1 protein-coding gene (only partly in view) is annotated in these 26151 nt (G+C 58.5%); it reads left to right on the forward strand.

Annotation, left to right across the window (positions count from 1 at the left end; genetic code table 11):
* On the forward strand, window positions 1-26151 hold the 5' portion of the coding sequence (locus tag POI8812_RS03175) for a DUF4347 domain-containing protein (RefSeq protein ID WP_108781062.1). Its footprint extends 9801 nt past the window's final position; only the first 26151 of its 35952 coding nucleotides appear in the window; it begins with the start codon at window positions 1-3; the stop codon falls past the right edge of the window.

Here is a 26151-nt window from a genome sequence, read left to right on the forward strand (position 1 = left end):
ATGAACAGGATGCTTCGCAAACGCGGCCCCGGTCGCCGGCGCGTCAAGCTGCAGGTTGAAAGCCTGGAGCAACGCGTTCTTCTGTCCGCGGATCTTATTCCGTTGGCCCCCGAACTCCCCGAGGATGAACGACCTATCGAGCGGGAGGCTGAAGCCCCCGCCCCATCCCCCTTTGCAACCTCTCAGGATACTGTTCAGACAGAGCAGGCCGAGCCACGTGAGCTTGCCCTGCTTGATGTCCGTTCCGGGGGGCTGCAAGCCCTGATCGGGGCACTGGAGGAGGCTGGTTTTTCCGCCGAAGATGGTGCGAAGCGACAGTATGTTCTGGTCGATTCAGCCGATGCATTGGTTCAGGCGCTCGACAACTCGGGACCTCGCGACGCGATCCACTGGCTGACGCATGGGATGGAAGCCGGACAGAAGGTCGGCGAACACCTGATGACGGCTGATCTGTCAGAGGATGATCCGATTGTGGCGGCGCTGCGTGAAGCGCTCGCCCCGGGGGCGGATCTGATGCTCTATGGCTGCGATCTGGCCGATGGGCTTTTGCCCCAACGGCTGGCCGTTCTCACCGGGGCCGATGTTGCGGCATCAACGGATGCCACTGGCGATCTTGCGCTCGGTGGAGATTGGGAGCTTGAGGCCGCTTGGGGCCGGATTGAGGCGCAGGCGCTCAATCTAACGGGTGCGACAGGTGTTTTGCTTGATGCCGTAAGCGTGCGCAACGCCGAACTGATCGATGAGATCATCCAACTCAACAATGCCGTATTCACGGCAATTGACGGTCTGGCCGACGCGTTTGAGCCTTCGGCTGGCAATCCGATCACATTGCCCAATGACGCGAATTGGGGAACGAACGGAGACCCCGGCCAGTGGTTGGCCAACGGCCTGAAAAGTGGGGTCGAGGCCCTAATCAAAACGCTGAACAGCGCGGCGCGCGATGCGGCCATTGCGCAACGTACGACCTTGCTGACAGAAGCGGGACCCAGCGTGACGGATACGAGCGGGCTCTCTGCGGCAGCGCGCGCCAATATCGTAGATACCTATCGCTCAACCCTGCAAGACGTGCCGCCATTCTCCTCTGCGACTGGTGCGGCAACCGATGCCGTGCGGACCACGTTTAAATCGGCGCTCGAAAGCCTTGTCGTTGCCGGAACCTTTAGCGGTATGACCGCGACCCAGAAAAATGACGCGCTGGATGCTCTGGCGGACCGCGTTTTGGGGATGGTCAACGGGGTATCGTTTGATTTTGCGGGAACAGCAAATCCTGGCGAAAGCCTTCTGAAAATTGGCTTTATTTCCAGCGGTAACATGGCGGGTTTGCCTGACAATATGGTGCCGGGTGCCGCATGGACGGGCCTCGGCCTTGGCCTGTTTCAGCCCGCATCCGCCGCAGGCATGGCCAAGATCGTATCGCGCACCGATATTCTATTTGGCTCAGGCGCGACCACTTCAACCTCGGCGTCTTCGATCAGCCTTGAACTTTCTCCGGCGCAGAGCCTCGCGATTGAGGCCGTGCGAACAACAACGGGAGCGGCAAGCGTATCGGAGGTTCAGACTCTGGCTATCACGCCACTCGCAGGTATTGGTTATAAGCTGAACGTCGCCGGTACGACTCTTGCGACCGACCTGCTGGCAGCTGCGAATATGGATGTGCTGGTCGCTGCACTTCAGGCTGCCGATGGCTATGCGAGTGCCGCATTCGAGGTGTCGAACACCGCTGGAAATCTGACCCTAACTTGGAAAGAGAACGGCGTGGTCGCCAACGTCGCCACGCTGACCCCGGCAACCGCCAAATATGACGTGGCGCAAAGCCATTTGGCGATAGATCCGGTGGTGGAGCTGGATCGTGTTCGACTTTACGTGACCACGGATACCGGCGGCACTGGGCATGCAGCTTGGGTCGCGCGGCTTCCGCTCGATTTCGGCGAGAGTTCGATCCAAAAGGTGTTCTCAGGCAACTACCTTATCGGCAAGGTCACGGCCGGGTCCACTGTGCCTAGCTATACTCTCGACAAGACCCAACTGGTCGGAACGTCGACGCCGGACAGCATCATTCAGATGCGCAATGCGCGTGACGGTGTTGCGAGTGCCTGGATTGATGCGGACTGGGCAGTGGACACTCTGGATCGTCTGCCTTCTGAGCATCCTGTAGGTGCGGATGGCATGTCCATGATGGGCCTGGCGGCCCTCTTGCGGGACGTCAGCGAAACGAATGTCGTCGGCGGTGATAAGCGCATCGTGACCCCGGGCCTCGACCCGACTGTGATACCTGAAAGCCAGCTGCCCGTTCTCCGCATCGGTCAAAGCACCGGCGATGATACGAGCGATATTCAGAATGTCGCCTCTCTTGCTGGTGTCGGTCGCGCAGATGGCGCCCTTCCAAAGCTGATTGCCGCGATCTCTGATCGGGTTGCCGACGCTTGGGGTGCGCTCGATCCGGCAGATCGAACCGCCGCCTCACTTCAGACGATCGCAAACTCCATCGTTGCAGCAGATTTCCGTGAGGAAAATCTGATTGATGATGCTTTGTTAGGCTATGCCACAGGCACCGGCCCGATCCTCAGTTATACGGCGGCGACAAAAACTTTGGCGCTAGACCTCACTGGTTTCGAGTTGCGTGAGATTACCACCGCACGGGGCATGCTGGACGAGATCGCCATGTTCCGCGGTCTGGGTGAGCGCGAGATGCTGGCAACGGTCGGCGTCGACGTCGGCCTGAGCTATGCAGCCGGTACGACGGCCGCCACCGGTCAATATGACATCACGTTACGTATGACCCCCTCAATCCCTGTCGCGGCAGGTGCGGATCCTGTCTGGGGCAAGCTGGACAGCGAATTGCCGGGGGATCCGTCTGTTCTGCTCGGACAAGCTGATGGTGGAACCGGTCAGGTCCTGACCTTCGAAATCACCCAGCGCGTCGACTATGATACGACCGACTTCGATCTGACCACGCATGCAGCAGATGGCGAGATCAAATTTGATCTGTCCTTTGGTGACCCGCGCGGCGAAGGATCCATCGCGTTTCACGCGCTTGGCGTGCTCAACAAGACCTATACGCTGAACTTCAGCGGTGCGGGCAGCCTTGCTGACATGCGCGCAGCTGATACCGCGACGGCTGGCTTCCTCGACACCGATGCAGCAACCCAGGCGCTTTATCAGCTTAAGCTGTCGACACTCGATAGCGGGTTTGGCGAGGCTTGGCTTTCGGCACTGAAGGGTGTTGCAGAACTATCCGCCACTGTCCCGCCGCTCGGCATGTCGATTTATGACCTCGTGACCACTGCAATCGGTGCTGACGATCTGGATCAGTGGATCGATTCAAATGTAGCAGAGGCGATCGAGACGCGAGTTGCGGCCGATGAATTGGCCGATCTGGTCGCAGATCTTGAGGCATTGACCGGATTTACGCTCACGGGCAGCCATTCGGCTGGTTTCGTAGTCGATTTTGAAATCAGCGATGTCAGCCTGCCGCTGCGAACGCTCGACTTTTCGGGGATTGCTGCGCTCTCCCTCGCGGTGGGTGGAGCACTGTCTGCCCGCCAGGTGACACCTAAGCTCAGTGCGCATGCACGGGCTGAAATCAAGCTTGTCACGCGGAACGGCAAACTTGTCTTCGATACCAAGTTCGAGGACGTGGATACGCCGCTTGAAGTCAGCGTTGTTATGGATCAGGGCGGTGGCAGCTATGACGCTGCGACGCTGAAGAATCCGACGACCACGATTTCTGGGAATACCGCGCTGACCGTTGATTTGGGCGGTATCGGTGCGGTGACGTCCACAGCGGCAGGTTTCGCGCTCTCGGCCAAGCTTGAAACTGTCGGAGGCAACGGAACAACCGATGCCGGTAACACCACCTTGCCCGGTGGCGCACAGCCTCTGATGACGATTGACACGGCGCAGGCAGAGGCCGCTTGGCTGATGAATATGCCGGTGACACTGGGCGGTGAAGCCACCACGTTGCGGTTTGAGGCAGGCGATTTTGCTGAACTCTCGCAAGACGGCGTGTCGCGATTCCTCGTCAATGATGCAGATGCAGAACTGCGTCAGGCGATTACTGATGTGCGCGACGAGCTGACAGACGGATGGCTGACAGGCGCGGGCGATGCCGACAACCGGCTGTTGGCGCTGCTCAAGTCGAGCGTCGCCATGACCGGCGGTCAGAGCGGTTTCATGACTGCGCCGATGCCCGTTCTTGGGGGACGCAGCTTCCTCGACATCCTCGATTCTGAGGGTGCGGTCGCGAATGATTTGGCCGCAAACCTTTTGGACGATGTTGTCGCTGCCCTTGCTGGCGCTCAAACCGCGGCCAACAACGCGGTGGCCGATCCACGACAGCTTGCGGCGCTTGTGACCTCGCTGGATGCGATCACTGGTATGACTGGTACAGTCACTCAGGCGGACAATCTTCTGAATGAATTGCGATATTCGCTTTCGCTCGATGACGTTATCAGCAACACGAAGACGACGGATGTTGCAGACCTGTTCGACCTTTCGGCGACGGGCATCACGCTGACGGGTGCCAAGTTGCAGGATCAGCTGCGCCTCTTCACCGATCTCGACATTGCAGTTGATATTGGGATCCGGCGTGTCGGTTCGCAGTTTGAGAGCTTTGTTGAGATTTCCGACATCAAGGGCGGCATGGCGCTATCGCTCGACACAGGCGGTGGCAGCAACCCTGCCGACGGCGTGCGCATCATCCGGGCATCGCAGGATGTGAATTCCGTATTTTCGGCAACCGTTGGTAACGAAGTTTTGCAGCTCAACGATTCCGGAAGTTCGGTTCTGGTCTTCAACCCAACCTTCCATTTTGCGGCGGATGGGTCTGATCTGAGTGATGGCGTCATCGCTGATGTGACCGGCGAAGTCCGGATGACGGTCTCCGCCGGCACCTCGGGAGGAACGGGCGGGACGGAAACCACGGTTGGCGTAAGTTTAATCGATACGGACCTGACCCGGCTTGACCGGATCGCTGCATTCACGGACGGCACCGTGGCGGGTGCAGGCGTCGACGCCAATTATCAATCACGCTCATTGGGCAGTCTTGCCGTCGGAAACGGCCAGACCATCACCGCTGATGATGACCTTCAGCAGGCCGTCATCGACCTCGCCGCCCGCGTTGATGGAACGCTGTTCGGTGATGTTCTGAACGTTGAGGTTCCGTTCTCCGGCGGTCAGACCCTGCTTCAGATCGCGACCCAAAATGGGGCGAAGCCGCTTTCCGATGTGCTGGGTCTCGATCTTTTGCGCGATTATCTGCGCGACAATGGCACGATGGGGAGTGAAGCTCTTACTGGTGTTGTCGATCAATTGACCACTGAGCTGCGCAAGGTTCCGGGTTTTGTAAATGCGCCGAACCCGATCTCGCTGCGCTACGATATTCTTCCTGCCAATGGCAGTGGTCCCGTTCAACCGCCGCGTCTGATCCTGGAGCTTAACCCCGTTATCGACGTTGCCTACACGGCAAGTGCTGATTTCGACGCTGCGACTCTCGAAAAGCTTCTGGGCCTCGATGTGGTCATCGGCGCGACCGGGGCAACAGCCTCAGGTGCGGCGATCCTACGTCTCACGCCGAAGCTCGTTGTCGCACTGACCGGCGATACCAGTGACATCTATCTGGGTGCTGCGACCGCGATGGGCTTCGGTGTGCGGGATGCGGCCACGGGTGACGAGACAAAGTTGAGCCTGAACACCGTCACCGGCGGCGCCTCCCAGGTCACGATAGATGGCAGCGCCATCGACTTCACGTTCTCGGGCGGGGAGGTTTCGCTGTCCGGCGGTGGTGAGCAGGCCCGAGCAAGTGTGAATTTGGGCGCAATGTGGGGACAACTGGGTACAGTTGCCACGGCAACCACTCTCGACATGTCGAAGTTGAGCGCTGAGCTTGAAGCGACAGCACAGGCGACCGGTGGTCCGGCTGCTGCACCTGTTGCAGTGAAGTTTGAACGTTCGGTCACAACACCGGACAGCGCGGTTTCCAGCGCTGCTGCCGCAAACGCGGCAACGGTCGAGGCAGCCGCTCCGCCGTCGTTGAGCGAGGTTCTGGCACCAGCGCTGAGCGGATTGTCAGGCTTTGATCTGTCCAGCCTGTCCGATGAACTGGGTAAGGCACTGACTGCTTTGACCAATTCCGACTTCAGTGCCACTGGGACAGATGTACTGCACCAAGAATTGCCCCTGATTGGACGGTCGCTGGCTGAAATGATCGGCTACGATGCAGGCATCAAGGTGATCACGGATGCGATCAAGGATGCGCCTTCTACTGCCGCTGGCCAGCTTCAACAGATCCTGAACGAAGCCCTTTCGTCAATCGCGGGTGGTGCAATCTCGGTCGTGGTCGAGGTCCCAGATGTAATGGACGGCGTGACGCGCAATATGATGAGCGTCATTATCGAGATGCGGGCGCCCAGTAATCTGTCCGATGTCGACGATATCGGATTGGCGCAGTTCGCTGACCTGTTGGGTATTCCACTGCCTGAGAGTGTGACCACGGCTGATCTCGAAGTTGTGCTGACCGGAACCGTTGGCCGCTTTGAGCGTGTCCTGACGATCCAGTCTGCTCAGCCGAGCACATTGGGTACGCCTTATGAGTTATCCGAAGGCGATGCGATCCAATGGGTTGATGCAGATGGCCAGGTACAGGCCGAGGGCGTTGTGCGTTCCGTGCTCGTATCCACGGGTCAGGTCGAATTGCGCGTTGAATACCAGTCGTGGGATGATGCCGCAGATCGTTCCGGCTGGACGCTTGAACGGCTCGCACTGGATGCAGATCGAAATACGCTAAAGCTTCCGGTTACGGACACGATCTTCCACGGCCGCACGCACGATAATACTCTGACACTCTCGTCGGTTGCTGGATTGGCGGTCGGCGATCGACTGACTTGGACGGATGGCGGCTCGCAGGTGCGGGCCTATGGTGTGATCACATCGATCAGTGGTTTGGATGTTGATGTCGATTGGTCCCTCTGGGACGATTCCGATCGCACTGGCTGGACGCTTGCGGCCAGCGGTCCCGCGCTTACCGCAACTGCTGTATCGACCGGGTCTGCGACGCAAGGTGTTGGCGGGCTTCTGGGACAGGTGCGGGTCGATATCGATCTGCGCACAGCGCTCGTGGACTATACCGTCCAAAGCTCCAACGGCGCTCAGGCAGGGTCGTATTTCCAAGTTGTGCGCAACGGTGTCATTGCTGCAACGGGCAGCCTTGCCGGTACGCTGGATGACAGCAACCGGGTGGGTCTGGTTGTGGCCACGGGCACGCTTGAAGCGGGCGACACGATATCGATCTATGACAGCCCCGCTGCTGGAACCTTGCGCGCGGCACTGACCCTTACGACCGTGGATGTTGTGCCCTTGGTGCTGCTGGATACGTTTGGGACGCGCGTTGGTGCGGAAGCTGCGCTCAATCTGGCCGACGCTGACGACCTGCTGCGGTTCGATCTTCCACTGCTCGGCACCCTTGGCGCTGCGATTGCTGTTGATGGCAATGGCGATACCGAATTGGCGAAGGCCAGAATTGCTATCGCCATGGGCGGTGAAGAGCCGGGTTGGACAGCCGTGCTCCCATCCATTGGCGGCACCTCCATGCAGCCGCGTATGACGGTTGATTTGAAGTCGGACGCAACGCTGGACGTCAAGGCGACGTTGGGCGGAACTACGGCGGATCTCGGACAGGCGACCCTCACGGCTGACCTGACCGATGGCACATTTACCGCCCCCGCGATGGTGCTGGAGGCCGGTGATCTGGTCACCGCTGCCCGAGACGTCTTCAACACCGGCATCGCAGGCTGGAGCGACATGGAAACGCTGGAAACAGCGTTTTCCCTGCTCGCAGATATGGTTCTTGGCAACCCGGATGGAGCCACGGACCTGCTCGACACTGTGCTGCCCGGCATTGGCCAGAGTATCGAGGATTTGACAGGTCTGCGGGCGGCGTTGCGCGCTGCTGAGCAGGCGATCGCACTGAACAAGGACCGTGCGCCGGAATTCGCGGCACAAATCATCCATGATGCGATGACGGAGGCCGGGAACCCGCTGCTGTTTGCGCCCGATGAGCTTGTCGTACGCGTCAGCGAAGGATCTGCGGGACGACTCCGTCTTGAAATCGACGGCACCCGTATTCTCGAGGGCATGATCGATCTTGGACTCGATCTGTCCGCACTCAGCGGTGGTGCGCTCTTCGGGCTGGATGACCCCTCGTTGATCACCGTCGCAGCGCGCGAGGCGCAACTGCGCTATGCTCTCGAGGCGGCACTGAACATTGATGTTGAGATCCCGGCCGGCGCCACCAGTGCAAACGCGTTTGTCTGGACCAATGGCGGGCCTGAAGATCTGCTGACGATCAAGGCGTTGGGCCAAATGGGTCCGGCTGATGTCAGTTTCGCGTTGAATGCCGGTAGCCTCGGCACCTATGGCTTGATCGCGGACGGGTCTCAGGTTGTGTTTGCGAAGGACAATGCGGGGGCAATAACTGACGCGTCCCTTTCGAGCCAGCTTGCAGCCAATGGCGCAACCTTCAAGGTGACGCGCCAGGCAGGCGGCGCCCTCGCTGTTTCTGCGGATGGCAATCTGACAGCCAGCATTGATTTGTTCCGCGACTTCAACGGTGAGAAAAAGCGGATTGAGTTTGTGGATGCCAGCGGGGCAACCATCACCCCGTTCGAGAACGCAACGCTGGATGTGGGTGTGGGCTGGGCCAACGGATTGCAGCAGACCGTTGATATTACGAACTTGCCAGCGGGATTTGTGCCTGATCTGCGCAGCCTGCTGATCCCACAACTGGACGAGTTCAGCGCGCTGAGCATCGCTGATCTTCGGGCGCTGAATGCTAAAATCCAAGAGTGGGTTGAGAATGGCGGTGGGGAAAGCTTCCTGGAGCTTGAGCTTCCAATCGCAGGCCGATCTGTAAACGATCTTTTGCCGGTTGCAGAGATCTTTGATGCGATTGATGGTGGTCTCGCATTGGCTGCCGCAGCCTCTGATCCTGCGAATGCCTTGCTTCAGGTCGAAGCTGAGGTGAACAAGAAAATTGCTGCACTGACTGGTTGGACCAATCCGCCTGTGTTCGCCCTGACGTTAGGTGCACAGCCCGGTTCGGCTTGGACGCTGGGCGCGCCAGCGCAATCCGTCGAGATGAAACTCACCTTTGACGACACGCTCAACGAGTCCGCAAACCTCGCGCTTGATCTGGCTGACTTGATCGATGGCGGTACAGACGGTGTTGTGAACGCGGGTCTGTCTGCAAGGGCGGAGCTTTCGGCCGGTGTTTCTGGTACGATTGTTATGGGCGCAGAGCTTCCGATTGATCGCTCACAACGCACGCTTGGTGATCTCGCAATTGACGACGATCTGATCAAGCCACGTCTTTATATTGGCGACGAAACCCAGCTTGATCTGACGCTGAGTGCTGAATCGACGAATGTTTCCGGTGCGGTGACGGTGGGATCCGGTGCCGGTGCGGTAGGCGTCTTCGTTAAAGACGGACGGATCGCGCTCACCAATCAGGCGGGCGATGGCCCGATGACGTTGAGCTTTGCTATTGATGACAGCCCCGCCGGTCGTCATCTCATCAGCGGAACGACGTTACAGTCGGGGCAGATTACTGCTCTGACAGGAGCAACCACTCCTGTCACGCTCGTGACATTGAGTCAGCCCGCAGCACTGGGTGGTTCGGTCCGCGTCGTGAATGTCGATCTGTTCGATCGTTTGTCCCTGCAAGGGACGGCAAGCGATTGGAACGCAGCTGCGACAGGCGCATACGGCGTCATCACTGCGGCAGGGTCTCAGATCCTGCTGGACGGGGATCAATCCGCGCAACTGAAAAGCAATGATACCCTTCGGCGCGTCTTCGCGAATTCAGCGTTGAGCGCGACCGCACCCACCGTTTCTGCCGGTGCAAGTCAGGTTGACCTGACGCTCGCCGCTGGCAATGCGGATCGTTTTGATAGCTTCTCGCACGTTTTGGTCAGCTTCACACAAGGTGGCGTTGATCGCAGTTTCGCGCTTCCGATTCTGGGTCAACCCTCTACAGGTTCCGTCCTTACCGTTGCGGTCCCACCGGGTGTATGGACCGGCAACTGGACCAATGTGGTGGTGGAGGCTGTCGACAATGATGGCACCCGCTCCGCCGGGGCCTCGACCGCAAATTCGATTGATATCGGTTCGTCTGAAGGGATCGCGTTCACAATGACGCTTGATCCTGCCACGTCCGGGTCGATTCTGAACGGGCTGAGCCCGCTTGCAGATGCATCGGGCGCTGGTGTGTCCGACCTGACCTTCGGTGAAGCTGGCATCGCTGCGCGTGTTCTCGATGTGGATGCAACGACAGGTGAAGTAACGCTGATCCTCTTTGGGTTGACCGAAGCCGGTGACGGCCTCGTCCGTGGGGGCGATTTGAGCGCCTTGCAGGCTGCATTGAACGGATCCGTCATCGCACTTGGCGATCTTCCGGTCTTTGATCGGACGCAGCTTGTACCGACGCTTGATGGCGAAATCGCCATTGATCTCGATTTCAAGACAACGGTTGGGAATATCACGGTTGCTTCGCTCGACGCGACTGCTGCACTTCCCGATTTGACCAACGTGGCAACCCTTCCGACCTATGATCTGGCGTCGATGCTTGGAACGGTATCGTTCACTTCAGCAGGGCTGCAAAACACAGTGTCGAACGCATTGGATGCGCTGAAATCCATGACCCCGGCAGAGCTGGTCGGCCATATGCGCACGGCACTCAAGCTGATGGTGGATGGGTCTGGTGAGGGTGCGTTCCTTGACATCGAACTGCCCTTCGCAGGCCAGACGCTGGATGAGATTACTGGTCTACGCGCGAAATTGCAGACGTTGCTGGACGCCCTAACCGCGGCTGGAGACCCTGACAATCTGGGCGATTGGGCCGCATTGGCGGCCAAGCGCGCTGGCTTGCCAGAGGATGCGTTGACGCTCAATTATGTCGAGACGCAGCCGACCAATCCTGGCGATCCGGTGACTTGGGCCATCCAGGTTTCGCTCAAGCTTGAGCAGTTGTTTGAAGAAGCGATCACCGTGGCGCTGGATCTGGCTGATCTTGGCGATCTGGGCCCAATCGCGGGCAGCGTGCTGGATGGCGGCTTCGCGCTTGGCGGATCGGTCTTCGGGACTGCGGCGCTGAATCTTGATGTCGAACTGGTTGGAAAGGCCGGATCGCTGGCGGCTGATGCCCGTCTGCTGACCTCATCCGGACTGACGGTTGGCGTTGGGATGGAGATCGAAACGGGCGCGTCCTCGACCATCACGCTCAGCTCACAGTCGAGCGGGTTGCTGAATGTCTTGGGGACCGGCTTTGATCCTGAATTCTCGCTGTCAAATGCGGCTGTCTGGCTCGATGCGAACCCGCAATCGCGCGAGGTAACGCTGACCGTGAATCGCGGCATCACACCGCTTCAGGACACGGATTTCCCTGTGGGTCGTGCTATCGCGCAGGACGGCGTGTTCGGCCTTGTACAAAGCTGGGATCACACGACCGGGACATTGGTATTGTTGGCCCCGGTAGATGGCCTCAATACCACTGACCCGCTTTTTGTCGTCGATGCGAACGGTGCTGTCCCGACTGTAGCTGGCTTCACAGTGACCGAGATTGTGCAGGCCGCGGCGACGATCCTTACGGCCAGCCTGGGTGGGGCAGATGCTGCCCGCTACATCGAAGTCGGTGACGTTCTGACGTCAAATGGCTGGACTGGAACGGTGGGTGCGATCGCAGCAACGGACGGCACAGTCACACTGAACGTGGAAGAGGGCGGAAGCGCGCTGAGCGGATCCCCGGATCGTGTGATCCGTTTTGCCGATGGTACGGATGTGCCGCAGGCAAGTTTTGCTGCGACCGTCGGGATCCTTGGCACCGACAAGGTCAACGCCTCGGCCATTCAGGGCACACGTGCCGCCGCAGCCGGCGTGATCGAAACCCTCGTCACCGTGAGCCTGCCCGGTGGCGTGACAACAGCTGCGCTAGTCGGCGGATATCTTGTTGATGACAATGGCCGGGTTTTTGAAGTGGTCGAGGCCTCCGGCGCGACCGCGCTTTGGCTGGCCCCAATCAACCATGCAGTTGCGCCAGTGGCAGATTCCGTCTTTGGCGCTCCGACGCTTGAGTTCGCATCGGCCACGGATGTCTCGCTGGTTCCGGGGATTGAGCGGATTGAGTTTGCGGTCACGGCTGCGGGACAGGGCGTAATCGGCAGTTGGCTTGATGATGCGCGGTGGCTGACCGACGGGTCCGGGAACTGGTATGAAGTGACCGCTTGGGATCGCACCCGCGGCACGGTCGAGCTGCGTGCAGATGACGGCGCGCCCACCCCAACGGGCGACCTGAGCGTTGCGGGGCTTTCGGCAGAGCTTGGCGCCGTCAGCAATGTCATCGCACGGCCAGGACAGGCGAGCGTGACCATCGGCGTCGTCGACGCTGACAATGATGGTTACATCGTTCTGGGCAGTGCCGAACCAACCTCAGAGATCACGGCTTCCGAGACAACGAACGGTTGGCTGATCCCGATGAGCGCGGCTGATCTTGCCAAGTTTGCGACCGCGACCCATGTGCGCCAGCAAATCGGCGCGGCGCAAACCGATGGCAGCGGCGTGCTCGAAGCCCGCATTTTGGGCGTCGAAGATGGCAAGCTGCTGGTTGACGCCTCGGGTCAGGGCTTCGTGGGAACCGCCACCTTTACACCGGTCACGCGGACGGCGCTGGGCACGGCGGTACTGGATGCGGCAGACGATGCCTGGACTCTGTCTGTTGATATGGGGGGCACGACGCTCACCCAACCGGAAAGCGCATACTCACTGCGGATTGACAATGGCGGCAGTTACACGACGGTATCGAGCGATCTGACCTTCAGTGGCAGTACTGTTTCGTTCGTAATGGACGATGCAACATACGCTCAGCTTGACGCGTCGACGGCATGGCAACTGAAAGCACCAGACACGACCAACCCGGGCGGCGTAGTCAAGGTTCACGAACATGACTTCACTTCGGCTTCGGCTGTTGAGGCCCTCACCATCGACAATGCGGCGCTATCTGCGCTGGTCAGCGCGGGTGACGTTGTTCAAATCAACGGTGTGATTGTGACAGTCACTGGCGTTGTCGGTGATGAGGTTGCGATTGATGTGACGGATATCGCTGCCGCAACGGTTGCGACCGGCGTCACCAATGCCGAAACGGTCAGCGCACGACGCATCGCTCTGGGCAGCTCACCCGCAGCCCAGGCCACACCTGAGGCATCGAGCGCACGGTATCAGGTTCTTAGCACGGACGGTGACGGCCTGAGGGTCGGTGATGCCGTTGTTGGCACCCAGACCGGTGCCAAAGGTGAAGTGCTGAAGATCGCGAATGGCAAGGTCACGCTGAAGGTGGAGAGCGGAACATTCCGTGCGGAGTCCGGGGGCGTTGCTGGCGACAAGTTGCAGCGTCCGGCGGAATCCATCGTTCTGAGCGCGCAATCCAGCGGCGAATTGGGGCTGTTCCTGCCGATGCAAATCGGTTTCTCGGCTACGGATAAGGCTGTTGGGGTCGTTTCTGCGCGCGCCAGTTTCGAGGGCGCGAATGTGTCCCTGCCCGAGGTGACGGTGCCGACGAGTCTGACGGATTACCTCACTGCAAAATATCGCGATGTCGCAGGTGATGTCGCAGCCTTGAAAGAAGGTCTCAGCTACGCCCAGGTCATTGATGGCATCCTCTTCGCACTCGATGCGATGATGGGCTCCGACGGTCAGCCGGGTCTGATCGACGCGGAGCTGCCCTTCCTTGAAAAGAGCCTCGCTGATCTGACGGGTATCGGCGCGATCCGCGCGCAGTTCGAAAGCCTGCGTAATGCGCCAGCACAGTCGCTGGGCAAGATGGAAATGCTGTTGAGCGACGCGCTCAATGCAATTCTCCCCCAACCTGCAGGTGCAACTGCGCCAACGGTTGCAGTCGCTTTGGAGCCCTACACCACTCAGGGTGGGACAACAGACAAGCTGCGGCTCAGCATGTCCGTAACCGACTACGGATTTGACCGTACGATCAGTATGGACGTGGATCAGGATGATCTGAGCAATGAACTGTTCGGTGGTGCTGATCTGGGGCCACTCGCCTTCTCCGCCGGCGCCACGGTTGTTGCGCAGGCAAAAGCCGAGATGAACTTCGATATCATCTTCGGGATCGATACTAGCGTGCCGGTTGGCCAACGTCCCCCAGCGCAGGTGTTCCTGGGCCAGAACACGGGTCTCTCCGTCGCGGTCGATGCCCTAAAGCTGATCCCGCGTGGTGAGACCTCGATCGATCTGGGTGTTGCGGCTGGTACAATTGCCATTGCGGATGATGCCGAGATTGCGCTGACCGCTGGCACAATGACCGTGAGCGGTCTCGACTCCGCTGACGATTACACGACCCTTGTTGGCAAGCAGTTGAAGCAAGGCTCAGCTTATTTCGTCATCGAGAGCTATTATCAGGGCACCGGCACTGATGATGGCTGGATGAAGCTGCGCGTTTCCGACGGTAAGCCTGAGGCTGGTGGCGCGGACATTCAATATTCCGAGCGCGCGGGTGACATCGTCGGAAGCGAGATTGTCTCGGATTCCGGGACAGAGTCTCTGCGCGTCCACGTGCGCGATCAGGCCGAGGGTTGGGAAGACGGTATTGCGGAGTGGGATGAGGGCGATCCAGTTCTCGCGTCGGTTTCAACTCTCCTGTTGAGCGACGGATCAATCCGGACATTCGATGGTACTCCGCTGCTTGGGTCGAACAGTATTTCGGCCATCCGCCTGAATGCTGACAGCCAGGTTGCTGCACTTTCGCTCGCAAATGCACTGACCGTGGGAACTGCGCCAGAGCGTGGAACGGTTATCAACTTCGGTGGAGGTGTGACGGCTGTCGTCGTATCGACCTTCGACGCGGCGAACCCGTCAGCACTCGTTGTGGCGTTCAACGGAAGCGTGGCGCCAGTCGAGCAACTGGTCAGCTACGATCTGCCGCTCAGCCTGCAAAACGACGCAGTCATGGATCTGCCGGGCACTGATCATGCGAAGATCACGCAACTGGGCGTGAGCGAGGATGGAAGCCGTCTTACAGCCCGTTTCACGATTACGGATGCGAGCGGAACAGCCCTTTCCGGTGCAGCGGCCAAGACTGTTCTTGAGGGGCTGGATATCGGTCAGGTCTGGAAGGATTCGTCCAACCAGCAATACCGTGTGGCCGGGATTGAGAAGCAGGCAGGCACCGTCGAGCTTTACATCATCGACAATCCGATCTCACCGCTTCCTGCCCTTGCAGCGCCGAGTGTGAAGTACACCGCTGGTTCGACGCCAGTGCTGGCGCAAGACATGTTCGAAGGTGTGAGCCTGACGCCGACTTCGGTCGAAGTCACAGCGGAGGGTATCAAATACAGCTTTGGCGCCGGTACAGATCTTTCCGCGCTCAAAACAGCAATTGACGCTGCTGGCCTGACACTCTCGATTGCCGGGGGCACTGTCTCAAAGCTGGATGTCACGTTGAAAGAGGATCGTGGCCTGCTCATCGTGAAGAGCAAAGCCGTCCCGATGGGCACAGGTGCAAAGTGGACCATCGACACGGTACCCAGCATCGCGAGCGCCACCTTGCGCGAACTGCTCACCGACACGGCTGCGGCCAATTTGCGCGATGATCCAATCTACTTCTCACTCCGTGTCGCGGGTCAGGACAACGCTGACTACGTTCTCTATGCTGGCGAAGACGGGGCAGGTGAAAACAGCTTTGGTGACGACGCGACGGGCCTGACAAAGGTAGCGAAGTTCTGGAACGCCGAAGGGACAGCCAACACTTCCGGATTCGGTGCTATTCCACCGTCTGTATCCACGTCGTTCTCTGGCATGCGGATGCGCTTTGCGCTGCCACTTGAGTTGAGCGGTTCGGTCGCGGATATCGAATTGCCCGCCATCGAGATCCCGAATTTCGATTTCGATTTCGATCTTCCGTCGATCAACTTCGGTGTTGGCATTCCGAGCCTGCCGTCCTTCGAGCTTCCGGGCCTCTTCAGCCTGCCGGGTATTGATCTTCCCGACCTGCCGAACCTGCCCTCGTTGCCCTCTCTGCCAAGCCTGCCTTCCATAACGTTGCCAAGCTTGCCGAGCCTGCCGTCAATCACACTGCCTGATTTCCCGATCAGCTTGCCTGACCTGCCGGATCTTCCAGGACTTCCCGGCTTGCCGGGCCTGCCGACATTCGATTTCAACCTGCCAGATCTTGATCTGAGCGGTGCGCTTTTGGGCGCAATGAACTTCGACGGAACGCTGTCGCTGACTGAACTGCTCGAAATCATCGAGGAGGTTTCTTCTCAATTCACCACTCCGGGCGCGATTGGAAACGTGGCGCTGACGACGGAGGTGCCTGTTCTGGGCTTCTCAATCGACTCAAAGACTCAGCTGGTTGGCGCGTTCCAGGCAATTCAGAATGCAGTTGCCAATCTGGATGGCTCGTTCCTCAAGCTCGAGTCGATACTCGACGCGGAATTGGGCGAGCTTGGATTTGAGCCGGGCGAGGGCGCAGAAAGCCGCGCGAAGGTTGAGCGTGTCGACTACGATGGTGGCGGGGACCGAAATGATCTCGTCATCGGTGTTAACATCCAGCGTTCTTTCCTTGAAACGCTCGATCTTTCCGTATCGCTTGAGGCGCTGCTTGCTGCTGCAAATCTGCCCGCCGAACTCAGCGCATTGGTGGATCTGAGCGGTGATCTGAAGGTTGATATCGGTCTGACTGCCGGGCTGCAGATCGACATTGGTGTAAACCTTGAGAACATAAAGAAGCCGATTGTATTCATCGGTTCGGGTGCAAATGCCTTTGTCGATCTCGACCTTGAGACGGTGTCTGCGGCGTTGTCTGCTTCGATTCTCAGCAACTCTGTTGAAGTCACCACGAACACGACCAACGCTGAGAAGCTGAATATCTACACTACCGGCGACGACACGACGAAAACCGTGAAGCTTGGCCTGTCGAACACGACCGACGGCACCAACGAGCGGATCATACGCCTGAAGGATGCAACTCGAGCGATCACCACGCTGGGCTCGGCGAAGGTGTTCTCGAAATACCCGGTCCCGGCAGTCAGCGCAGGCCCAATTGCGGTCAGCTCTCCGCTTATCACTTCGGACGAGAAAGTGCGCGTCGACGCCCCGGTTTATGGCTCGCTGAACTTCAGCGGCATCGGTGTGCCTGCATTTGAAACGAAGCTCTTCGATCTTTCGATTTCGTTCAATCCAGCCCCAACCAACGGAACAATGTCGCCTGCCTTCTTTGCAGATGTTGGGGGTGCTGCGGCGAACGGTGCCGACGACAATTACGTCTATCTCAACTTCACGATGGCGGATGGGATTACGGAGCTCACGAGCGGCTTCCTGTCCAACATCCAGTCGCTGGGCGCCACGACCTTCGACATCAAGGCCGTCGCCCGCGCGATCAAGACGTTTGTGTCCATCACGAAGACCCAGATCGCGCAGGATATTATCACGGCCGATATCCCACTCGTCGAGCAGTCGATTGACGACATGATGAAGGTCAATGCCATTCTCGACCTGCTCGATGATGCCGCCGATGACATCATCAGTGCGGCAGGTACGAACACTGGCAATCTGGACGCTTTGAACACCCAGCTGCACAACGCTCTGTTCAAGGGTGTGTCTGATCCGGGCCTCAACCTTAACGCACGTCTTGTCTTCGACATGTCGGGCGGATCCCCGATCGCGAACGGAATCGCGCTCGACTTCGACATTGGTCTGATTGCATTGGGAATGGCGCACGGGTTGAGTGTTCAGAACACGTTCAACAAGCGTATTCGGCCGTCCGATTATCTGCCACAAAACGAACTGAATGCACTGCGCGCATTGGGTGTCGACATTGATGTTGAGATTGCACCAATCGACATGCAGCTCGATTTCGATCTGGGGCTCAAGGGCGGATTGCAGGTCACATTCGACACCTTCGCCAACTTGGATCCAACCGTTACCGTCAAAGAAGGCTCGGGCGTGTTCTTTGACATGGCCGCCCGCGCGCATGTTGCCGAGGCAGAGCTTTCAGCCGGCCTCACCTTCGTGCCCGGCGCAGAGATTTCCGCGACCGTCCTTGATGCAACACTAGCGATTGACCGTGACGGCGATGTCGAGCTGGATGCAGCGGGCAACATCATTGACGACGGCGCAGCACGGCTTGAATACAGCCTTGATCAGGATCTTATCCTAACCGGCGCGGCTGCGAATGGTCAGACCGGCGCAAGTGCCAAATTGGCGGGTCAAGCAGCCCTGTTGGTGCCGACCTACTTCCCGACACGCTCGAACCCGCTTACGGGGTCTGATGCGCTTGTCACGGATGACTGGCTGGCAGCGGAGAGCAACCGATATGCGTTGTATCAGGATGGCGATCTGCCTGATTTCGTTCAGCGAAACTCGATCTTCGTTGGCTACGATCTCGCAAACCTGCTGACGGGCGACAATCCGGCTGACTATATCAGTTATTACGTACCGAACCCGATGCCCCAGATGGGTCTGGGCATGTTCATCGAAGATCCGCTGCTGCTGGTGCAGGGTCTGGAGAAATTGCTCACGGCACTTGATGCGCAACTGCGCCGTGCGCCGATCTTCCAGCTTGATTTGCCATTTGTGGGTGATGCGATCAGTCGTGGCGCAGACTTCCTGTCCTCTACGTTGATCGATCCGGTAAATGGCGCGCTGGGCGACCTCTCGTCGCTGATCAAGGCAGAGAAGGCGCGCAATGGAGGGCAGTTCACGACAGTTGACCTGATCCAATTCGGTCTGTTCGAGTTGTTTGAAGAGGTGAATGACGCGACCGGAATCCGGTTTGTCGATGCGGATGGAAACGAGATCCGTCACTACAATCAGGTCGATGTCGAACTGACCGACAACTACGATGACCTGATGGTCAACGTCCGCGCGATGGGCGATATCTTCCCGCCGATCCAGATTGATCTTGACGTGGATGGTGCTGTTCCGGGGCTGCCGCTGAGCTTCAGCTCGGATGCGGGCATCACGTTGGGTATGCAGTATGACTTGGCGCTCGGGTTTGGTGTCAGCTTCATCGACGGTGCGCTCGACTTCTACATCGACACTGAGGCAAACCCGAACCGGCCGGAAGAACTGGTGCTCGAGTTCTACGGTGACATCGCGGATGACGCGAAGATCACGGCGGAGCTGGGCTTCCTGCAGTTCGAGATTGAGAATCTGCGCAAGGGCGGCGTGAAGGAACTGACGGCGGCGTTGACCGGGGACATTCTTGATCCGGGTACAGTTGCCGATGATGGAAGGTTGAGCCTGCTCAAAGAACTTAAGGGCATCAGCTTCTCTGACATTTTCAAGGCCGAGTTCAATGCAGGCGTCGACGTATCACTGGGTGCTGTGTCCAGCTTTGGCGGAAATGCAGACTTCCCCCGCTTCCTGACCGATATTCACTATAGTCAGGTGTTTGCGAAGGTGGATCTCAGCAAGCCGATGGATCAGGCCGTCTTTGGTGCACCACCTGAGGTCGAACTGGCGGATATGCGCCTTGATCTTGGCAAATTCATCTCTGATTTTGCCGCGCCGATCCTGAAAGAAGTTCAGAAAATCACCAAGCCGATTGGCGAGGCGCTGGGGCCAATTGTCGATCCGTTGCCCTTCGTCTCGGATCTTTTGGGATCACCCACCTCCGTTCTGGACATGATCGAGATGTTCGGCGGTAAGGGCGTTGCGAAATACGTGAAGTTCTTCAAGGTCGTGAAGGCGGTGATCGATATCGTCAATTCCATCCCGACGGATGCGGATGGCGTCATGATCAACTTCGGATCCTATCGATTTGGTGATGCCGGTGATGTGCGCAAGCCGATCACATATGACAACAACAAGCAGCGCCAGCAGACCAAGACGCAGAACGTCGATCCGCTTGCGCAGTCGAAATCCGGCCAGACAACGGCGGGCGCAAACTCTAAGCCGAGCTCAAATACGTCGAACAAGAAGGCCAGCGGTAAGACGACTGGCTTCCTGAGTAAGCTGAAAGGGGTAGAGGGGCTTCGCTTCCCAGTTCTCGAAGATCCGATGACGGCCATCGGTATCTTCACGGGGGCTTCGAATGTCGATCTTGTCGTGTTCGACGTGCCTACGCTTGAGATCTCGGCCTCTGTCTCTAAGGACATCTGGATTTGGGCCCCGTTCCTGAGTGCAAATCTCTCTGCCTCTGTCACGGCGCGCGCCAATCTCAGCTTCGGATATGATACGCGTGGTCTGAACCTCTATCGCGACACGGGCTGGTCCAGCCCGGAATATCTGTTCTATGGCTTGCATGCGCGGGATTGGAACGATGACGGCTCGGAGCGTACGGAGCTCGAAATCGATCTTGAGATGAGTGCGGCCGCACAGATTGGCGGCAACTATCTGGTGATGAGTGTCGCCGCAGGCATCCGTGGTGGCATCTATGGTGAGATCGACTTTGACCTGAACGACGTGGCGAACCGCGAGGGCGTCTATGACGGTAAGGTCTATGTTGATGAGCTTGCTTATATCTTCCAGCGCGATCCACTTGGCCTGTTTGACGTATCGGCGGAATTCCGTGCAAAGGTTGAGGCTTTTGTTAGTATCCGTCTGGAACTGTTGTTCACGACAATTACGATCTTCTCCCGTACGGCGACCCTTGTTGACGTGCTCATCTGGCGTTTCGACTATCACAAGCACTTCCAGCTTGCGCCACTTGGTGAAGTCGACGGAAATGGCGTTCTGACGGTCTTCACGTCGAATGATGATGACAAGATCGACATTCACCAGACCAACGATGGCCGCATCCTGGTCGACGTTGCAGGTGACACCCAACGTTTTGAAAACGTGCGGGAAGTCTACATTGCGGGCCAGGGCGGCAATGACCGGATCTTTATTGCGGACACGGTGAAGAACGCGAAAATCCGTGTCCTTCTCGGCGATGGAAACGATAATTTCGTCTCGGAAGCAGATACCGAGATCTTCGTCGACGGTGGCGCGGGCAATGATGTTCTTCTGCAGCGTGCGGACCGGAAGGTGACGCTGCGTGGTGGTGCCGGTAACGACACGATCACTGGCGGCGCGGGGGCGGATTCCCTCTATGGCGATGCAGGTGATGACTTCATCTTTGGTGATGAGCAAGCAGCCGCATTCGGGACCAAGAATGCGCGTGGCTATGGTGACGACGACTACATCTACGGCGGTGCTGGGTCTGACCAACTGTTCGGGCAATATGGAAACGACTTCCTGTTCGGTGAAGCAGGGGCGGATCAGTTGTTTGGTCAGATCGGTGACGACGCGTTGGTCGCCGGTGCTGGTGATGACAGCCTCTACGGTGCTGAAGGTGCAGATGATCTGCGGGGTACAAGCGGCTCTAACTTGATCATTGGTGGTGCGGCCGTCGATAAGATCACGGGCGGCTCAGGTGCTGACCGGATCGAATGGACAATCGGCGAAGCAAACGATGTGATTGATGGCGGTGCCGGCGGGGCTGACCTTCTGGTCGCCAAATCTACCGGAACCGTTGCTGACAGCGTTGAGGTGATTTCGGATGCAGCTACCGGCGAAAGCCGCCTGCTCTGGCAGGGTGCAATCCTTGAAACTCTGAAGGTGAAAGGGGTCGAAACATTCGATCTGACGCTTGGGGCAGGTGAAGATACGGCGAAATTCCACACGCTCAACAATGCAGTTGATGTTGCCTCTATCGTTGTGGAGATGGGCACTGGAAACGGCAATGACGGACAGAGCGATCTGGTCACGATCATTGACGAAACGGGTGTCGACAATGTGATCGCGGCACAGGCGTCGCAAGGAACGCGGACGAATTGGGGGATCTACACCGTAGATACCACCAAGCCGTTGGGAGAGCGTCTGGGTGCCGGGTCCCTTATCCAGAACATCGAGGTTGGGGGCCACTATATCACCTCCACCGCACAGGATACGGTCCGTGTCGAAACCGGCGAAGGCAATGATGTTGTCGACCTGTCCGCTGTGCGTCTTCCGATTGCCGATGACGGACTGATCCGCCATGTCGTCGCGGGCGATGGGGATGACCTTCTTGTCGGTTCTAACCTCGTCGACTGGCTCGACGGGGGTGCCGGTGATGATAACTATAATGCCGGACTCGGGGCCGATATCTTCCTTGACCGTTCGGGCAATGACAGCCTGATCCATGACGCTTCCGCGCTCGCCGCTGCTGGGGAGCATGTGCGAATGGATATTGATGGTGAAGCGTTTGAGCTTCGCCATTTCAACGGCAGCACGATCACCCGTGCTGAAACCGAATTGCTGCGTGGGATCGACAACGTGATTCTCACGGGCACCGATCTGGACGACACGTTCAATGTCCACGACTTCTCGCGTCGTCTCGTGATTGACGGCCGTGAAGGGTCCGACACCGTCCTAAACCGCGCTGATATCGGGGTTGAGCGGTTCGGCATCGAGGTGAATTCCACCAACGTGGTCAAATTGGACGCAGCGGTAACTGACCCGGGCAGCAACGCAGTGCTCGTGGGCCTTGATCTGATCGAGGTGACCCTTGTTCCGACACCTACGGCCATTACGCAGATCCAGCCGAAGGTCACAGTCGTGCGTGGACAGACTTCCGGCGTTGTTGGCACGGTTCAAAGTTACTCGAACACCACAGGTATAATGGCGCTCAGCGATTTGACCGGCATTCCACAGCATGGTGAAGTCTTTGAAATTGTTGGCCGTGCCGCGTCTACCCCGATATCGGTGAACTTTGCTGTCGATACGACGACTGGCCTATCTGTTGGTGATATCCTTCAGCGTCCGGCAGCGCAGACGAATTATGATACCGGGGCGTATTCCGTTCTGCGTATCACGGCAATCGATGCACAGCTCGGCACGATTGTGGCCGATCTGGTTTCAGGAGAGGTGTTGCCCGACGGAACACAGCTCACCAACGGATCCGCGACCATCAATGCGACCACTTCGGTGCTTCGCCTCGCCGCAGTTCCGCAGCAAATTACGGTTGCAGCCCTTGCGGGTGTCGCCGTGGGGGATCTGTTGATCGGCACTGACCTCGACAAGAGCATCTTCCGTGTGAGTGATCCGAACGACGGTACGGGTACGGTGTTGGAGCTTGTTGACGGTCGCTGGCAGAGCGGCATGACCGCAGCTGGCAAGACGCTGACCGCTTTGGCAGGTGATGACGCGGTCGCTGGTATCCTGACGTCGGCAATTCAGACCGATTACATCTACAACGTCAGCGTCGAAACCGATTTTGCTGCGTCTGTCGAAGATGGTCTGAAAACTCAGGTCGAGAAGAAGATCGCTGCGAATGAGCCGGTCATTCTGTTCGCCGACATCGGTGGCGTTGCACGCGCCGTGACGATCACGGCGATGACCGATGACAAGGTTACAGTGGTGCCGGCAGACGGCTCTCTGGCTCTGCCTGCCGGAACGGCGTTGTACGATTTGCGCCCTGGCGGCACGTCAACCGCGAACATCACCGATTATGACATTCGCTCCGCCGACGCGGCGCAGCCGATCCTTGTCCTGTCGCAGAGCAATGCAGACGGCACACGCGGATATGTCGAGCAGACACTGCTTGGCGGGGGATCGACGACGCGGGTCTTCGGTGTGATTTCTGATGCCCTTCAGGGTGGTGCACTGTCGCTCTTCACAGCACAGGGTCATGAGGTTGTCGTGAAGGCCTTGAATGGCAGCAAGGGCCAGATAACATTTGCCTTTGGTGGCCTTCTGCCGGGTCAGAGTGGGGACACCAATGCGCGCGTCGCCTTCTCGGATATGGCGCTCTACGAATCCGCCAACGATGTCGCGATGGGCACAAAGCCGATTCTGCGTCTTGGTCAGATCGCCGATGCGCAGTCCGCGCCAATCTCGGTTGTCGCAGGGCGGACTGTTGCGCATGATTTCGGTGACATTACGATCAACGGAAACGGCAAGGTGCGCCTCTCGGGCCTTGCTGAACAGTTCTATCAGGGCCAGCGCGTGGCTGTTCTCGATGGCTCTGCCGCCGCGACAACTGCGATTGTTGAGAGCCAGGAACTTGACGTTAGCCGCCTTCACGTCACGCTGACGGACAGTGGATCTGATGCGACGACAATCCTGCAGGGCTTCAATTTTGATGGCCATGTGGTTGGGTATACGCCTGCGGCGGATGCAGTCGTGATGGGCCTCGACATCGCTGTCGTAAAGACACCGCCGGGCTTCGAGGGGCTCTTCATCAAGGGTCAGGATGTCTACGCCGTTGATCCTACAGTTGACAAATCAGCCAATCCAACGGGTTGGCGCACGCTGCTTGGTACGGTGGAGGTCTACAAGGCCGGAGCGGGTGAGCTACACATCAAACTTGCACCAAACGCACCGACCATCGGCTTTGGAACCATGCTCTACAGCGAGTTCAAGGCCGAGGGTGCTGCGGCGCATACCGGATCGTTCAAGATTGATGATGCGAACAGGATTGATCCGCAGAACAAGCGCATTCTCTTCAAGAATTCCGCGGGTCTTGGGCCGATTGGCTTCCGAACCGGCGACAGTCTGGTGACCGCAGACGGGCGTGAGCTCGTCGAAGTGGGCTATGTCGGCGATGCGTTGGATGCGAATGGAAACAAGATTGCGGGTGGTGATGTTGATCTGACCTTCAACCGCTTGCGCAACGCGGCCCAGCCTTTCCAGCCGACCCAGAAACTTGAGGTCATCGTCAAGACGGGTGGCACCTTCGGGCCTTCATCTGTCAGCACACTGACAATTGGCGATGCGGCGTTCGACGTCGATCTGGGCGCGGAATTCTGGGAAATCAGGCTGGAGCGCGAAAGCTCCGATCGACTGAATGCGTTCCTAACCGCAAATCCGGGTGCGGAAGTCTACATCTCGTCGCAATTCAGCAGCGGGACACGTGGGTTGGACATCGGGCGGATTGTCTCGCTCAATGCCGCTACCAATACGATGCAGGTCGAAGTGATCGAGCAGGACCGCGCAGAAGCACGACTGACCCGCGAACCAGCGACCAAGCTCTATTTCCGTGAGACACCTGTTCCCAGCCCGAATGCCACGATCTTCACGCCAACCTCGACGGCTCGATTGGGTGATCAGGTGACGATTGGGATGGACGGCAACACGTTCCCGACCTTCAATATTCACGAAGATCTGACGCATTTGTACCACCAGACGGCAGATGGCGATGTGCTGGGCGTTGCGCTGATCGACCGCGCGGCAACCAATGCCGCCTTTGCAGCCGGCAATTTCCAGGTGATCGCCAACGTCGTGGCGGGGACAGCTTCCGACTTCACCTCCACCGTTGCAGCGGAGCAGTGGGCCTTCCGCGCGGGCATTGATATCGACGCTGTGATTGCATCGGCCACGGTCAATGCAGATGGCACAACCGATATCGTTCTGGTGACGGATGCGGCGATTAACATTTCGATCAATGAGGGTGTACCGCGCTTCCTTCAGGTCTTTGAGCTGAATGATGCGGGCGTCGCTGGCGGCCGTGTGATTGGGGCGACTGATTTGGGCAGCGGCTCATGGTCGGTCAAGGTCGAGGCTGGTGAAACGGCAGTGGCCGCGAAAGCAGGCGACGTCATCCGCATGACCGCAGCGGCACGGCTGCCAGCCTATATCATGCCGACCGGCGCGGGTCTGACCGGAATGGTCGTCGACTACACGTTCCGCGCAACGCTGGAGGACCTCGATTGGGAGGTGACCAACTACACCCAGACCGTCCGCGTTGAGGCGGCAACGGCTGTTGCGCTCAACGACGAGATTGTACTTAGCGCCGACGGCTCTGTCGTGGGCAAGGTAACGGCGATCAATTCGGTCGCGGCACTTTCGGCAGGTGACACAAAGACCAAGGAACTCACGCTCGAACTGCGGCGAGGTGGTGACTTCTTCAACGGAGTGACCGAAGGCGCATTGGTGCGTGAAGATGATCCTGTGGGCGGCAATAACTGGGCCGTCGGTGCGGCAGTCGAGGTGACAACAGCCAACCAGAACGCGCTGACACTGAACGGCAATACCTATGTTGTGCAGGATGCAACGGACGCCGTAACGCGCATCTACGCTGTCGAGATGTCCTATACCCCGACCGCTGATGAGCAGAACATTCTGGACAAGCGGGATGCCGGCACGCAGCTCACACCGGCGGAGGCCCTGTTCGCTGAAACGATGCAGCAA

Source organism: Pontivivens insulae, assembly GCF_900302495.1.
Taxonomy (GTDB): domain Bacteria; phylum Pseudomonadota; class Alphaproteobacteria; order Rhodobacterales; family Rhodobacteraceae; genus Pontivivens; species Pontivivens insulae.